Source organism: Microbacterium sp. MYb66 (assembly GCF_002979435.1).
In the GTDB taxonomy this organism is placed as follows: domain Bacteria; phylum Actinomycetota; class Actinomycetes; order Actinomycetales; family Microbacteriaceae; genus Microbacterium.
In genome coordinates this window covers 25,847-39,156 of sequence record NZ_PCOV01000016.1, presented here as the reverse complement: position 1 = coordinate 39,156, position 13,310 = coordinate 25,847, and the positions used below count along the sequence as shown (strand labels likewise).

At 69.9% G+C, this 13,310-nt stretch carries 14 protein-coding genes; 10 read left to right on the top strand and 4 right to left on the bottom strand.

Translation table 11 applies throughout. The annotated features are described in order from the left end of the window. The 7 genes from CQ045_RS18425 to CQ045_RS18395 form a co-directional block, all read left to right on the top strand. The coding region (locus CQ045_RS18425) for a GNAT family protein (protein WP_308737026.1) at positions 1–596 on the top strand (596 nt) is incomplete at its 5' end. Positions 597–727: 131 nt separating this feature from the next. Continuing rightward, the gene (locus tag CQ045_RS18420) at positions 728–1,591 is read left to right on the top strand and encodes an Fpg/Nei family DNA glycosylase (RefSeq protein ID WP_105726444.1); all 864 of its coding nucleotides are present in this window, start codon (positions 728–730) and stop codon (positions 1,589–1,591) included. Between the two features lie 288 nt (positions 1,592–1,879). Next, entirely contained in the window at positions 1,880–2,923 is a 1,044-nt protein-coding gene (gene ribD / locus CQ045_RS18415) for a bifunctional diaminohydroxyphosphoribosylaminopyrimidine deaminase/5-amino-6-(5-phosphoribosylamino)uracil reductase RibD (RefSeq protein WP_105726441.1), read from the top strand. Further along, positions 2,923–3,552 carry a riboflavin synthase gene (locus CQ045_RS18410; protein ID WP_105726439.1) on the top strand — a complete coding sequence of 210 codons (630 nt, stop codon included), beginning with the start codon at positions 2,923–2,925 and terminating at the stop codon, positions 3,550–3,552. The genes ribD and CQ045_RS18410 overlap by 1 nt, the downstream gene beginning before the upstream one ends. Beyond that, the gene (gene ribA / locus CQ045_RS18405; RefSeq protein ID WP_105726437.1) at positions 3,549–4,817 is read left to right on the top strand and encodes a GTP cyclohydrolase II; all 1,269 of its coding nucleotides are present in this window, start codon (positions 3,549–3,551) and stop codon (positions 4,815–4,817) included. The genes CQ045_RS18410 and ribA overlap by 4 nt, the downstream gene beginning before the upstream one ends. Then, a complete protein-coding gene (ribH, locus tag CQ045_RS18400) occupies positions 4,814–5,287 on the top strand; it encodes a 6,7-dimethyl-8-ribityllumazine synthase (protein ID WP_105726435.1) in 474 nt (157 codons plus the stop codon). The genes ribA and ribH overlap by 4 nt, the downstream gene beginning before the upstream one ends. Positions 5,288–5,340: 53 nt before the next feature. Then, complete coding sequence (locus tag CQ045_RS18395) at positions 5,341–5,694, top strand: Fe-S protein (RefSeq protein WP_105726433.1); 354 nt, start codon at positions 5,341–5,343, stop codon at positions 5,692–5,694. 48 nt (positions 5,695–5,742) lie between these two features. On the opposite strand, the gene CQ045_RS18390 is transcribed toward CQ045_RS18395, so the two are convergent. Both CQ045_RS18390 and CQ045_RS18385 read right to left on the bottom strand, forming a co-directional pair. Then, positions 5,743–6,234, bottom strand: coding sequence for a GAF domain-containing protein (locus CQ045_RS18390; RefSeq protein ID WP_105726431.1), 492 nt, complete (start codon positions 6,232–6,234; stop codon positions 5,743–5,745). Then, a complete protein-coding gene (locus CQ045_RS18385) occupies positions 6,231–6,728 on the bottom strand; it encodes a metallophosphoesterase (protein ID WP_105726429.1) in 498 nt (165 codons plus the stop codon). The genes CQ045_RS18390 and CQ045_RS18385 overlap by 4 nt, the downstream gene beginning before the upstream one ends. A 149-nt stretch (positions 6,729–6,877) precedes the next feature. Between CQ045_RS18385 and CQ045_RS18380 the strand changes: the two genes are divergently transcribed. Further along, positions 6,878–8,338, top strand: coding sequence for an MFS transporter (locus tag CQ045_RS18380; RefSeq protein WP_105726427.1), 1,461 nt, complete (start codon positions 6,878–6,880; stop codon positions 8,336–8,338). Positions 8,339–8,413: 75 nt separating this feature from the next. On the opposite strand, the gene CQ045_RS18375 is transcribed toward CQ045_RS18380, so the two are convergent. After that, positions 8,414–9,037: an HAD family hydrolase gene (locus tag CQ045_RS18375; RefSeq protein WP_105726425.1), complete on the bottom strand. Its 624-nt coding sequence runs from the start codon at positions 9,035–9,037 to the stop codon at positions 8,414–8,416. Positions 9,038–9,111: 74 nt separating this feature from the next. Between CQ045_RS18375 and CQ045_RS18370 the strand changes: the two genes are divergently transcribed. Then, on the top strand, positions 9,112–9,318 hold the full coding sequence (locus CQ045_RS18370) for a transcriptional regulator (protein ID WP_105726423.1): 207 nt from the start codon (positions 9,112–9,114) through the stop codon (positions 9,316–9,318). Between the two features lie 77 nt (positions 9,319–9,395). Beyond that, complete coding sequence (locus CQ045_RS18365; RefSeq protein WP_105726421.1) at positions 9,396–11,282, top strand: ABC transporter ATP-binding protein; 1,887 nt, start codon at positions 9,396–9,398, stop codon at positions 11,280–11,282. Positions 11,283–11,419: 137 nt separating this feature from the next. On the opposite strand, the gene CQ045_RS18360 is transcribed toward CQ045_RS18365, so the two are convergent. Next, positions 11,420–13,282 carry a phosphoenolpyruvate carboxykinase (GTP) gene (locus CQ045_RS18360; RefSeq protein ID WP_181156641.1) on the bottom strand — a complete coding sequence of 621 codons (1,863 nt, stop codon included), beginning with the start codon at positions 13,280–13,282 and terminating at the stop codon, positions 11,420–11,422. Between the last annotated feature and the right edge of the window lie 28 nt (positions 13,283–13,310).

Genomic DNA, 13,310 nt, shown 5'->3' with positions numbered 1-13,310 from the left:
GAGGCGGGAAGGGAGATGGATACGCTGATCTGATGGATTCCGTCGCCCTCACCACCGACCGCCTCGTGCTGCGCGCCCCTTCCGAAACCGACATCGACGCGATCACGGATGCCTGTCAGGACCCCGAGATCGCGCGCTGGACGACGGTGCCGAGCCCGTACGCCCGCGAAGACGCCGAGGAGTTCATACGCCTGGTCGCCGGCTGGTGGGCCGACGGCTCGGAGACCGTCTGGGGGATATACGCCGACGGAGAGCTGGTCGGGATGATCGGTCTCCACCACATCCAGGAGCATGCGGCGGGCGGTCATGCGGAGCTCGGGTACTGGGTGACAGCCTCGGCACGCGGCAACGGCTACCTCGTCGAAGCCGCGCGTGCCGTGATCGACTGGGCATTCTCCGAACTCGGTCTCGCGCGGCTCCGCTGGCAGGCCGTCGTCGGCAACGTCGCCTCGGCACGGGCGGCGCGCGCCCTCGGCTTCCGCTACGAGGGGCTGCAGCGGCAGGCGCTCACGAGCGCCCGCGGTCGTGACGACGGATGGATGGCGGGACTGCTGCCCGACGACGACCGCACCCCGGTCGACTGGCCGGTGCCCTGACCGGTTCCTTTCCGTACGGCCCGGCCCCTCGCGCACGTGCGCGAGGGGCCGGGCCGTGCGGAGGGGGCCGGGTCGGCGATGCCGGCTGACCGGCACGTGACAGTGTCGGAGGGCGATGGCAGGATGAACGCATGCCGGAGATGCCGGAAGTCCAGGGCCTGACCGCCTTCCTCGAAGAGCGCGCTGTCGGCCGCACGATCACCCGCGCCACCGTCGCAGCCATCGCCGCTCTGAAGACCTACGATCCGCCGATCTCCGCACTGCAGGGCGCCACGATCACGGGATCCGCTCGTCTCGGCAAATTCGTGGTGCTCCGCTGCGGTCACGACCTGCACCTCGTGTTCCACCTTGCCAAGGCCGGATGGCTGCGCTGGTACGAGGCGCTTCCCACGACGCTCATCAAGCCGGGAAAGTCCCCGATCGCGCTGCGCATCGCACTCGACGACGGCAGCGGGTTCGATCTGACCGAGGCCGGTACCAAGAAGTCGCTCGCCGTGTACGTCGTGCGCGATCCCCAGGAGGTGCCCGGCATCGCCCGGCTCGGTCCCGACCCGCTCGACCCCGCGTTCACCCGCGAGGCCTTCGCCGCGCTCCTCGAAGACCGGCGGATGCAGATCAAGGGTCTGCTGCGCGACCAGGCCGTGATCGCGGGCATCGGCAACGCGTACTCGGATGAGATCCTGCATGCCGCGCGCATGTCGCCGTACGCGATCGCCGGGAAGCTCGACGACACCGAGGTCGAGCGCCTGTTCGAGGCGATGCGCGAGACGCTGACCGAGGCGGTCGCCGAAGCCTCCGGCAAGCCACCCGCCGACCTCAAGGACGCCAAGCGCCGCGGCATGCAGGTGCACGCGCGCCGCGGCGAGACCTGCCCCGTCTGCGGCGACACGGTGCGCAGCGTGTTCTTCGCCGACCGCTCGCTGGAGTACTGCCCGACCTGCCAGACCGGCGGCAAGGTGCTCGCCGACCGGCGACTCTCGCGGCTGCTGAAGTGACCGCATCCGCACGTCGGCATCACCGCCTCCCTGTCTCGGAATGAAATGCGTGCAGACGCGTTGAGTACACTCAGAGCAACAACGTGCTCCGGGGTCGGTGGGAATCCGAACCGGCGGTGACAGTCCGCGAGCGTCTCGAGAGATCGGGATGCCGATCCGGTGGAACTCCGGGACCGACGGTGATGCGAGGGAGACCTCGCTAGTCCGGAAGGGAGGCAGCACGCGACGCATCCGTGCGTCCGTTCCGCCACCCCTGTCTGACCCCGCAGCCTCAGAGGAGGACGACGGATGGCAGTGAACGCGGCAGAGCGCGACGCGATGGGTCGCGCGCTCCGGCTGGCCGCCCGCGGCCCGCGGGGAGCGAACCCGCAGGTGGGAGCCGTCATCCTCTCCCCTGACGGCTCGGTCCTGGCCGAAGGCTGGCACCACGGCGCGGGCACGCCGCACGCCGAGGTCGACGCGCTCTCGAAGCTCGCCCCCGACGCCGCGCGCGGAGCAACCGCGGTCGTGACCCTCGAGCCCTGCAATCACACCGGGCGCACCGGACCGTGCGCGGTCGCCCTGATCGAAGCCGGCATCACTCGCGTCGTCTACGCGCTCGACGATCCCGGGGCCGTCGAGGGCGGTGGCGCGGAGCGGCTTCGCGCCGCCGGGGTCGATGTCGAGTCCGGCGAGCAGGCGGAGGCCGCACACGCACTGATCGACGGATGGCTCAGGGCTCAGCGCCTCGGTCGCCCGCACATCACCGTCAAGTGGGCGCAGAGCCTCGACGGACGAGCCGCGGCGGCCGACGGCACCAGCCAGTGGATCACCGGCCCCGCGGCCAGAGCCGACGTGCATCGCCGCCGTGCGCACGCCGACGCCATCGTGGTCGGCACCGGTACCGTGCTCGCCGACGACCCCGCCCTCACGGCTCGTGACGGCGATGCGCTGCTGCCCCACCAGCCGATCCCGGTCGTGATCGGCTCCCGGCCCACGCCCGCTGACGCTGCGGTGCACCGGCATCCGCATCCCCCGCTCTTCTTCGACACCCATGACCTGCACGCCATCGCCGCGGACCTGCATGCCCGCGGCATCCAGAGCGTGTTCGTCGAGGGTGGGCCGACGCTCGCCAGCGCCTTCGTCGCGGCCGGCCTCGCCGACCGGGTGCTCGCGTACATCGCGCCGGTGCTGCTCGGCGGCGGTCGCCTGGCCCTGACCGACATCGGTGTGGCGTCCATCGACGACGCGCGCCGTCTGACCGTCGACGAGTGGGTGCCCCTCGGGGCCGACATGCTCGCGGTCGCACACCTCACCGAAGACGCAGAACCGCAGAACGAAGGAGCCGCCTGATGTTCACCGGAATCATCGAAGAGATGGGCGAGATCACCGCGATCGCCCCCGCCGGTGACGGCTGGCGGCTGACCGTGCGGGCACCCCGCGCCGCGGCGGATGCCGTGCACGGCGAGTCCATCGCCGTCTCGGGAGTGTGCCTGACCGTGGTGGGCTCGACCGCCGACACCTTCGACACCGACGTGATGAAGCAGACACTCGATGTCGCCGCGATCGGATCGGCGACGATCGGCACCCGGGTGAACATCGAGAAGGCGATGCCGGTCGGCGCGCGTCTCGGCGGGCACATCGTGCAGGGACACGTCGACGGGGTCGGCGAGGTGCTCGAGGTGCGTCCCGGCGCCCAGTGGAGCGTGCTGCGCATCAGCCTGCCCGCCGACCTCGCCCCGCTCGTCGTCGACAAGGGCTCCATCTCGGTCGACGGCACCTCGCTGACCGTGAGCGCCGTCAGCGAGCCCGCAGACCCCTCTCCCTGGTTCGAGGTCTCCCTGATTCCCGAGACGCTCGCAGCGACCACCCTCGGCATCCGCGCCGTGGGAGACCGCGTCAACCTGGAGACCGACATCCTCGCCCGCCACGTCGAGCGCCTGCTCGCGTTCCGCGCCGCACCGGAAGGAGGCTCGCGATGAGCCTTTCCACGATCCCCGAGGCCCTGGAGGCGCTGCGCGCCGGGCGTCCCGTCCTCGTCGCCGACGATGAGAACCGCGAGAACGAGGGCGACGTGATCCTGTCGGCCGAGCTCGCGACGCCGGAATGGGTGGCGTGGACCGTGCGCTGGTCGTCGGGCTTCATCTGCGCCCCGATGCCCACCGACCTCGCCGACCATCTGAACCTGCAGCCGATGGTGGCCGCGAGCGAGGATGCCCGCTCGACGGCGTACACCGTGAGCGTGGATGCCGCGGAGGGCGTCACGACCGGGATCAGCGCCCACGACCGCGCCCACACGCTGAACGTGCTGGCGAACCCCGGATCGACCGCCACGAGCATCATCCGCCCCGGGCACGTGCTGCCGCTGCGGGCGGTCGACGGCGGCGTGCGCGAGCGCAGCGGCCACACCGAGGCGGCCGTCGAGCTGATGAAGCTCGCGGGCCTCCGACCGGTCGGTGCGATCGCCGAGGTGGTCGCAGAGGACGGCAGCATGATGCGCCTCCCCGGACTGATCGAGCTGGGCGCCCGCGACGGGGTTCCCGTCATCACGATCGAGCAGCTCATCGCCCACCTCAACGACATCGACCCCGAGGGCGCGACGCCGAGCGCACGCCGCGGACGTCGGGTGAGCCTGCGCGCCGACGCCACGGTGCCGACCACGCACGGCTCGTTCCGCTTCCTCGCCTACAAGGATCGCGTCACGGGGACCGACCACATCGCCGTCGTCTCCGGGGAGCCCGGCGAGACCGCCCTGGTGCGGGTGCACTCCGAGTGCCTGACCGGCGAGGCGTTCGGCTCGCTGAAGTGCGAGTGCGGGCCGCAGCTCGACTCCGCCCTCGACGCGATCGAGCAGGAGGGCGGGATCGTCATCTACATGCGCGGGCACGAGGGCCGCGGCATCGGCCTCATCAACAAGCTGCGGGCGTACAGCCTGCAGGAGGAGGGCCTCGACACCGTCGACGCCAACCTCGCGCTCGGGCTTCCGGCGGACGCCCGAGACTATGCGGCCGCGGCCGGCATCCTCGCCGACCTGGGCGTGTCCAAGGTCCGTCTGCTGACGAACAACACCGACAAGGTCGAGCAGCTGCGCGAACTCGGGCTCGACGTCGTCGAGCAGGTGCCGCTGATCGTCGGGGTCGGCCCGAACAACCACCAGTACCTGGAGACCAAGCGTGACCGGATGGGTCACATCATCGGCGAAGCGGAGCTCGCAGCAGCGCTCGCCCACGGAGAGGACGAGAAATGAGCGGCGCAGGAGCACCGGAGACCGGGAACATCGACGGACGGGGTCTGAACGTCGTCATCGTCGCCGGCACCTGGCACGAGACGATCTCGAACGGACTGATCGCGGGTGCCGAGCGCGTGCTGGACGCCGCGCAGGCCACGCACCGGCTGGTGCGCGTGCCCGGCTCGTTCGAGCTCGCGATCGCCGCGCAGGCCGCCTTCGCGGGCGGGGCGGATGCCGTCGTCGCCCTCGGCGTGATCATCCGCGGGGGCACGCCCCACTTCGAGTACGTGTCGGCGGCGACCACCGACGGTCTCACCCGCGTCGCGCTCGACGCCGGCAAGCCGGTCGGATTCGGCGTGCTCACCCTCGACGACGAGAAGCAGGGTCTCGACCGTGCGGGCCTCGAGGGGTCGAAGGAGGACAAGGGCGCCGAGGCCGCGGACGCCGCTCTGCGTACGGCCCTCGTCACCCGGGAGCTGCGCGGCTGAGGTCAGCCTGCCCTTGCTAGCGCAGACCTCCGCCGCACTCGTACGGTGAGGGCATGGAGACTCTGCGTCTGGTCGTCGTGTTCATCCACCTCATCGGCTTCGCCGTGCTCTTCGGCTCGTGGGCCGCGCAGGCCTTCGGCGGCAAGCGCCAGATCACGAAGATCATGGACTACGGCCTCGCCATCGCGGGTGTCGCCGGCCTCGCTCTCGCGGCGCCGTGGGGCATCGAGTACGACCTCAACTACGTCAAGATCGGCGTGAAGCTGGTGGTCCTCGTGATCATCGGCGCCCTGCTGGGTATCGGCTCCGCGCGTCAGAAGCGCGGCGACACCGTGCCCTCCGCCGTGTTCTGGCTGATCGGCATCCTCGCGCTCCTGAACGCGGGCCTCGCCGTCATCTGGCGCTGAGACTCAGCACTTCGCAGGGACTCTGTCTTCGCGCGACCGACGCGGTGATCAGGCGTTCTCGGGCCGTCGCCAGAGCGCGGCGGAGGCCGGAGAGGCGCCCGCATCACGGATCCGCTGCCAGTTGCGGCCGCCGCGGCCGAAAGCTGCACGCACCGCGGGTGGGACGCCACTCGGCGCCACCGGGGCCGTGAGCCACCGGCAGGGCCTGACATGGACGAGGTCGACCTCGCGCGCGGCCGACGCAGCGTCATAGCTCCACGGCCCGTCGAGCATGCCGAGCCACCAGAGGTGATCGCTGTCGCGCGTCCAGACCAGCGCGCCATCCGGCACAGCGGCGAACCGCTCGAGGCGTCGCGCCATCCGCTCCCCGTACGCGGAATCGACCGAGACGAGCGCTTCCTCGAGCGAGGCGGGCGACGATTCCAGGACTCCACCCACGCCGCAGACGCCGAGTGAGAGCGCCCGTTCCACGGCAACCCCGTCTGGCACCCGATCGTCGCGCGACCGCATCGGCGCGCGGTAGACGGGCGGCCCGGTCACGGGACCGACACCAGCGTCGACTCGACCGTGGCCCCGCTGACCTCGGCCCACATCATCGTGCAGACGGGCTGCCGACGGCGGTCGGTCGGCGACCCGGGGTTGAGCAACCGCATACCGGTCGGGGTGACGGTGTCCCAGGGGATGTGCGAGTGGCCGAACACGAGGACATCGACGCCGGGGTACACCTCGTCCATCCGCTCCTCGCGCTTGCGGGACTCCCCCGTCTCGTGCACGACCGCGACATCGACGCCCTCGACCCTGAACCGGGCGACCTCCGGAAGGCGCGAACGCAGTTCCGGTCCGTCGTTGTTGCCGTACACCCCGTGCAGCACCCGCGACCGCGACAGCAGGAGGTCCAGCGTCTCGATGTCGACCCAGTCTCCGGCGTGCACGACCACGTCGGCGTCGTCGACCGCCTGCAGCACCGCATCGGGAAGTCGTTTCGCCCGTTTCGGGACGTGCGTTTCGGCCAGGAGCAGCATCCTCGTCGCCATCGTGTCCTCCCCCGCCTTCCGCCGCCTCTGACTCTACGCACGCGAACGGGCAGCGGGTGACACGCGAAAAGGCGTACACAGCGAACACTCAGGAAGGCGTAAACTCACCCGAGTCCCTTTGGTATACCGGGACTGATCGGAGGAGTTCCATGACCACTGCCACTGCGCCCGCGAATCCCCGCTCGCGCGTCATCACCGCGAGCCTGGTCGGTACGACGATCGAGTTCTACGACTTCTATGCGTATGCGACCGCGGCCGTGCTCGTGTTCCCCGTGCTGTTCTTCCCGACCGGGAACGACACCACCTCCCTCCTCTCCTCCTTCGCGGTGTTCGGCGCCGCGATGGTCGCCCGCCCCATCGGCGCCGTGGTGTTCGGCCACTTCGGCGACAAGTTCGGCCGCAAGGCCACGCTCGTCGCCTCGCTGCTGACCATGGGCATCGCGACCTTCGTGATCGGTCTGCTGCCGACCTTCCAGGACATCGGCTGGTGGGCCGCCCTCCTGCTGCTGATCCTGCGTCTCGCTCAGGGCTTCGCCCTCGGCGGCGAGTGGTCGGGCGCTGCTCTGGTCGCCACCGAGAACGCCCCGAAGGGCAAGCGCGCCTGGTACGGCACCTTCCCGCAGCTGGGCGCACCGCTCGGTTTCATCATCGCCAACTTCCTCTTCCTCGCCATCAACTGGCTGCTGCCGCACGCGGAGAACCCGGTGCTGAAGTCCGAGGCGTTCCTCTCCTGGGGCTGGCGCATCCCGTTCCTGTTCTCGGCCGTGATGGTGATCATCGGCCTGTGGGTGCGACTGAAGCTCGTCGAATCCGACACCTTCAAGAAGGCCGAGACGAAGGGCGTGATCCGCAAGCTTCCGCTCGCGACCGTCTTCCGCCACCACTGGAAGCAGCTCATCCTCGGCACGTTCATCATGCTGGCGACCTACGTGCTCTTCTACCTGATGACGAACTTCACGCTCGCGTACGGCACCAAGCCCGCTTCGCTGGAGACCGCCTCCGCCGCTGCGAAGGCCGCGGCGGAGGCGACGGGCGCGGACTTCGACGCGACGAAGTTCGCCGCGCAGTTCTACCCCGGTCTCGGCTTCGGCTACACCGACTTCGTGCTGATGCAGATCATCGGCGTGGTGTTCTTCGGCATCTTCACGCTGCTCTCGGGGCCGATCGCCGACGCGGTGGGCAGACGGAAGCTGCTGCTCTGGGTCACCGGAGCGATCATCGTGTTCGGCTTCACCTTCAACACGTTCCTCCTCCCCGCCGTCGACCCGAAGTTTACCGGGGCGCTGGCGCAGGCCTTCCTCGTGTTCGGCTTCATGCTGATGGGAGCGACCTTCGGCCCGATGGGCGCGCTGCTGCCCGAGCTGTTCCCGACCAACGTCAGGTACACGGGCTCGGCCATCGCCTACAACGTGTCGTCGATCCTCGGTGCAGCCGTCGCACCGCTGATCGCCCTGTGGCTGTGGTCGCTCGGCGACGGCGCCCCGTGGCTCGTCGGACTCTATCTGTCGGCGATGGGCGTCTTGACCTTCATCGCGCTGCTCCTGAGCCCCGAGACGAAGGACCACGACTACGACGACGACCTCGGCATCGCGGCGGCCGTCGAGCTCTAGCTCCGTCGTCTGCTCGCTGAGAGGGCACTCGCATCCTCGAATGCGGGTGCCCTCTTCAGTTGCGGCGGGCGCGGCTCAGTCCGCCAGGAACTGCTCGATCGCCGCCATCGTCGTCGCGTTGTCGCGATGCCGCACCGCTCGGACGCCGACCGCCCGCGCGCCGTCGACGCCATCCTGATGGTCGTCGATGAACAGCACGTCTTCGGGGGCCGCGTCCAGGCGCTGCAACGCGCGCAGATACGCGTCGGCGTCAGGCTTGTTCGCACCCTGCTCGTGGCTGTAGCAGATCGGGTCGAAGATCTCGGAGAAGCCGAAGCGGCGCTCCTCCTCCTCACGCGCACCGTCGACAGAGTTCGAGAGGATCGCGGTCGCGGCGCGGGGCCTCAGCGTCCTGGCGTAGTCGATCAGCTCGACGTTGCCGGTGCCGCAGTAGGCGTCCCAGAAGTCCGCGCGCATGACGGTGCGCTGCGTGTCGTCGAGATCGAGCGCGGTGCCCAGCCGCTCCCAGAACGCGGCTTCCGTGCCGACGGTGAGGTCGATCGGCGGCAGGTCGGCGGCCTCGACGCGGGCATCGAACGCGGAGCGCTCGAGACCGCTGACCACGCGCCAGCGGTCCCACCACTCCTCCTGCCACGCGTCGTCATCGACGAGTTCCAGTACTCCTCCGATGTCGAACAGGACCCATTTCTTCTTCGGCATCGGCCCATTCTGGCACGTCAATAGATGTTGACAAATCCAGGCACGTCAACGAACATTGACACAGGAGGTTCATCATGACAATGCCGACCGCGATCGCACAGGACGACGGAAGCGAGCCCCTGGCGGCGCTGCATCGACTCGCCGAGATGCGCAGCGAGATCGCCCGCTCCGAGGAGGCCACCGTGCGGCGAGCGCGGAACCTCGGATATTCGTGGCAGGCGATCGCCAGCGCGCTCGGCGTGAGCAAGCAGGCGGCCCATCGGCGGTTCGGTCGCTCCTGAGCCTCATACAGCCCCTGCATAGGATTCGAGCGCGCACGAAGTACGGTCGAAGTACCATCTCCAGATCGAGGTCCCGCATGTCCGGTACGGCGACAGCACGCCGCCGCGGACGTGGCGCACAGCCCGAAGGCCCGCGCGCCACCTTCCGCCAGCTCCTCCCCTTCCTCTTCGAACACAAGCGCACGCTCATCGTGGTCGCCGTGCTCAGCGTCGTCGGCGCAGCCACGTCGCTGGTGCAACCACTGCTCGTGGGCCAGGTCATCGAGGCGGTGCAGTCCGACACGGGGATCGGCATCCTCGTCTGGCTCCTGGTCGGCTTCGTGATCGTGTCGTCGATCATCTCGGGCTTCCAGCACTATCTGCTGCAGCGCACGGGCACGGCGGTCGTGTACTCGAGTCGCCGGAAACTGATCGCGCGCATCCTGCACCTGCCGACGTCCGAGTTCGACGCCCGCCGCACCGGCGACCTCGTCTCCCGCGTGGGAACCGACACCACCCTGCTCTACGCCGTGCTCACGCAGGGACTCGCGGATGCGGTCGGCAGCGCCGTGCTCTTCCTCGGCGCCCTCATCGCGATGCTGGTGATCGACCCCATCCTGCTGCTGCTCATCGTGGTCGTGATCGGCGTCTCGGTGGTCGTGGTCGTGCTGCTGAGCGGGCGGATCCGCACGGCCTCGACCGCCCAGCAGGAGAAGGTCGGAGAGCTGGCGTCCGGAGTGGAGCGCGCCGTGGGCTCGATCCGCACGATCCGCGCCTCGGGCGCGACCGAGCGCGAGACCGAAGCGGTGTCGGCGCTCGCCTCCGACGCGTACGGCATCGGCGTGCGCATCGCCAAGATCTCCTCGCTCGTCGTCCCGGTCTCGGGGATCGCGCTGCAGCTGTCGCTGCTCGTGGTCCTCGGCGTCGGCGGATTCCGGGTCGCCGCCGGCGCGATCACGATCGCCTCCCTGATCTCGTTCATCATGTTCCTGTTCCTGCTCGTGATGCCGCTCGCCACCACATTCGGCGCGATCACCTCGGTGAACCAGGCGCTGGGCGCGCTCGGCCGCATCCAGGAAGTGCTCGATCTGCCCACCGAGACGCAGGACGACGAGACGATCGCCGCGGCACTGCCTCGCGAGTCCGCGGCTCCGGAGGCACCCGCCGTCGAGTTCCGCGACGTGCGCTTCCACTACCCCGCGAACGTCGTGGCCGCCAGGGCGGCCGCTGCGAAGGCGGCGCGGACCCTCCTCGCCGACGCGCATCTGGAATCCGCGGAGGCCGCGACTCCGGCCGCGCAGGATCATGAGGTTCTCCGCGGCGTCTCGTTCGCCGTGCCGCGCGGGGCGCGAGTCGCCCTGGTCGGACCGAGCGGCGCCGGCAAGAGCACCATCCTGTCGCTCGTCGAGCGATTCTACGACCCCACCGGCGGCTCGATCCGGGTGCACGGTCACGACGCGCGCACCTACCCGCGCGACGAGCTCCGCGCCCACTTCGGCTACGTCGAGCAGGATGCTCCGACGCTCGCGGGGACGCTCGCCGAGAACCTGCGCCTCGCCTCGCCCGACGCCTCCGACGCCGACTGCGAGCGGGTGCTGCGCGCGGTGAACCTCGGCGATGTGCTCGAGCGGAACCAGCTGGGGATCGAAGCCCCGGTCGGCGAGGACGGTGTGATGCTGTCGGGCGGCGAGCGTCAGCGCCTCGCGATCGCCCGCGCCCTCCTCACGGATGCTCCGATCCTGCTGCTCGACGAATCGACGTCATCGCTCGACGGCGTGAACGAGCAGCGGATGCGCGAGGCGATCGACGCGGTGTCCACCGACCGCACGCTGATCGTGATCGCGCACCGGCTGTCGACCGTCGTGGACAGCGACCTGATCGTGGTGCTGCAGGACGGCGCCGTGGTCGGCCAGGGCACGCACGCCGAGCTCGTGGAGTCGACGCCGCTGTACCGCGACCTCGCCCGCCACCAGCTGCTCGCCTGATCGAACCGGGACGACACGAAGGCGGGACGTCGGAGACCACTCAGCCATGGGTTCGTCTCTGATGTCCCGCCTTCGCGGCTCGTGCGGGGCGATGGCCCCGAAGGTGCCGGCTCCCCCGAACCGGCACCAGCTTGTGGCTACGCCTTCGCGAGGCGGTAGCGCAGCGACGCCAGCTCGGCGCGCAGCGCCGCCGGGACCCTGTCGCCGAAGGTGTCGTAGAACTCCTCGGTCAGATCGGCCTCGGTCTTCCACGCCTCGGCGTCGACGGAGAACAGCTCGTCGAGGTCGGCAGCGGGGAGGTCGAGCCCGTCGAGGTTGAGGTCTTCCACGCGCGGGAGGCGTCCGATCGGGCTGTCGACGGCGGGCACGTCACCCGCGATGCGGCGGATGATCCAGTCCACGACACGCGAGTTGTCGCCGAATCCGGGCCACAGGAACCGGCCGTCGGACCCGCGGCGGAACCAGTTCACCTGAAAGATGCGCGGTGCACGGTCGAAGCGCAGGCCCCGGCCGACCGTCAGCCAGTGGCCGAAGTAGTCCGCCATGTTGTAGCCGCAGAACGGCAGCATCGCGAACGGGTCGCGGCGCAGTTCGCCGACCGTGCCCTCGGCCGCGGCCGTGCGCTCGGACGAGATGTTCGAGCCCAGGAAGACACCGTGGGTCCAGTCGGTGGCTTCGACCACGAGCGGGACGTTGGTGGCGCGGCGTCCGCCGAAGAGGATGACGTCGAGCGGCACGGCCTCTTCCCAGTCCTCGGAGATCTGCGGGCACTGCGCCGCCGACACCGTGAAGCGGGAGTTGGGGTGCGCGGCCGGACGACCGGAGTCGGGCGTCCAGTCGTTGCCCTCCCAGTCGACGAGGTTCGCGGGCGCCTCATCGGTCAGGCCCTCCCACCACACGTCGCCGTCCGGGCGGAGCGCGACGTTCGTGAAGATCGTGTTGCCCCAGAGGGTCTCGACGGCGGTGACGTTGGTCGACTCGCCGGTGCCGGGCGCGACCCCGAAGAACCCGGCCTCGGGGTTGATGGCCCACAGGCGGCCGTCCTCTCCCGGACGGATCCAGGCGATGTCGTCGCCGAGGGTCTCGACCCTCCACCCCGGGATCGTCGGGCGCAGCATGGCGAGGTTCGTCTTGCCGCACGCCGAGGGGAACGCCGCGGCGACGTGGTACGCCTTGCCCTGCGGGTCGATCACGCGGATCAGCAGCATGTGCTCGGCGAGCCAGCCCTCGTCGCGGGCGATCACCGAGGCGATGCGCAGCGCGAAGCACTTCTTGGCGAGGATGGCGTTGCCGCCGTAGCCCGATCCGTAGGAGTAGACCTCGAGGGTCTCGGGGAAGTGGACGATGTACTTGTCGTCGTTGCAGGGCCACTCGACGTCCTGCTCACCCGGGGCGAGCGGGGCGCCGACCGTGTGCACGGTCTTGACCCACGGCGCACCCTCGGCGATCTGCCGGGTGACGGCGTCGCCGACGCGGGTCATGATGCCGATCGAGGCGACGGCGTAGGCACTGTCGGTGATCTGGACGCCGATGTGCGAGAGGGGTCCGCCGACGCGTCCCATCGAGAACGGCACGACGTACATCGTCCGTCCCCGCATCGAGCCCTCGAAGATCTCGTCCATCTTCTGGTGCATCTCGGCCGGTGCCGCCCAGTTGTTCGTGGGGCCGGCGTCTTCTTCACGCTCGGAGGCGATGAAGGTGCGCCCCTCGGTGCGGGCGACGTCGCTGGGGTGCGAGCGGGCGAGGTAGGAGCCGGGGCGCCATTCGGGGTTGAGCTTGATCAGCTTGCCCTCGTCGACGAGCCCGTGCAGCAGCCGGTCGTTCTCGGCGCGCGAGCCGTCGACCCAGTGCACGGAGTCGGGCTGGGTGAGTTCGCGGATCTCCTCGACCCATGCGGCCAGCTCGGCCATGGCGGGCGTGTCATACGTCGGAGCCGCCCCGAACGTGCGCGTCACGGCGACGGGAGACGTGCGAGGGGTGAAGACTTCGGCGATGGCCATGGCTGGTGCTCCTTTGAAGTGTGGGGCG

Bases quoted from the DNA above. Each gene is read 5' to 3' on its own strand.
- CQ045_RS18420 (WP_105726444.1), top strand. From the start codon at position 728: ATGCCGGAGATGCCGGAAGTCCAGGGCCTGACCGCCTTCCTCGAAGAG.
- ribD (WP_105726441.1), top strand. From the start codon at position 1,880: ATGGCAGTGAACGCGGCAGAGCGCGACGCGATGGGTCGCGCGCTCCGG.
- CQ045_RS18410 (WP_105726439.1), top strand. From the start codon at position 2,923: ATGTTCACCGGAATCATCGAAGAGATGGGCGAGATCACCGCGATCGCC.
- ribA (WP_105726437.1), top strand. From the start codon at position 3,549: ATGAGCCTTTCCACGATCCCCGAGGCCCTGGAGGCGCTGCGCGCCGGG.
- ribH (WP_105726435.1), top strand. From the start codon at position 4,814: ATGAGCGGCGCAGGAGCACCGGAGACCGGGAACATCGACGGACGGGGT.
- CQ045_RS18395 (WP_105726433.1), top strand. From the start codon at position 5,341: ATGGAGACTCTGCGTCTGGTCGTCGTGTTCATCCACCTCATCGGCTTC.
- CQ045_RS18385 (WP_105726429.1), bottom strand. From the start codon at position 6,728: ATGGCGACGAGGATGCTGCTCCTGGCCGAAACGCACGTCCCGAAACGG.
- CQ045_RS18380 (WP_105726427.1), top strand. From the start codon at position 6,878: ATGACCACTGCCACTGCGCCCGCGAATCCCCGCTCGCGCGTCATCACC.
- CQ045_RS18375 (WP_105726425.1), bottom strand. From the start codon at position 9,037: ATGCCGAAGAAGAAATGGGTCCTGTTCGACATCGGAGGAGTACTGGAA.
- CQ045_RS18370 (WP_105726423.1), top strand. From the start codon at position 9,112: ATGACAATGCCGACCGCGATCGCACAGGACGACGGAAGCGAGCCCCTG.
- CQ045_RS18365 (WP_105726421.1), top strand. From the start codon at position 9,396: ATGTCCGGTACGGCGACAGCACGCCGCCGCGGACGTGGCGCACAGCCC.
- CQ045_RS18360 (WP_181156641.1), bottom strand. From the start codon at position 13,282: ATGGCCATCGCCGAAGTCTTCACCCCTCGCACGTCTCCCGTCGCCGTG.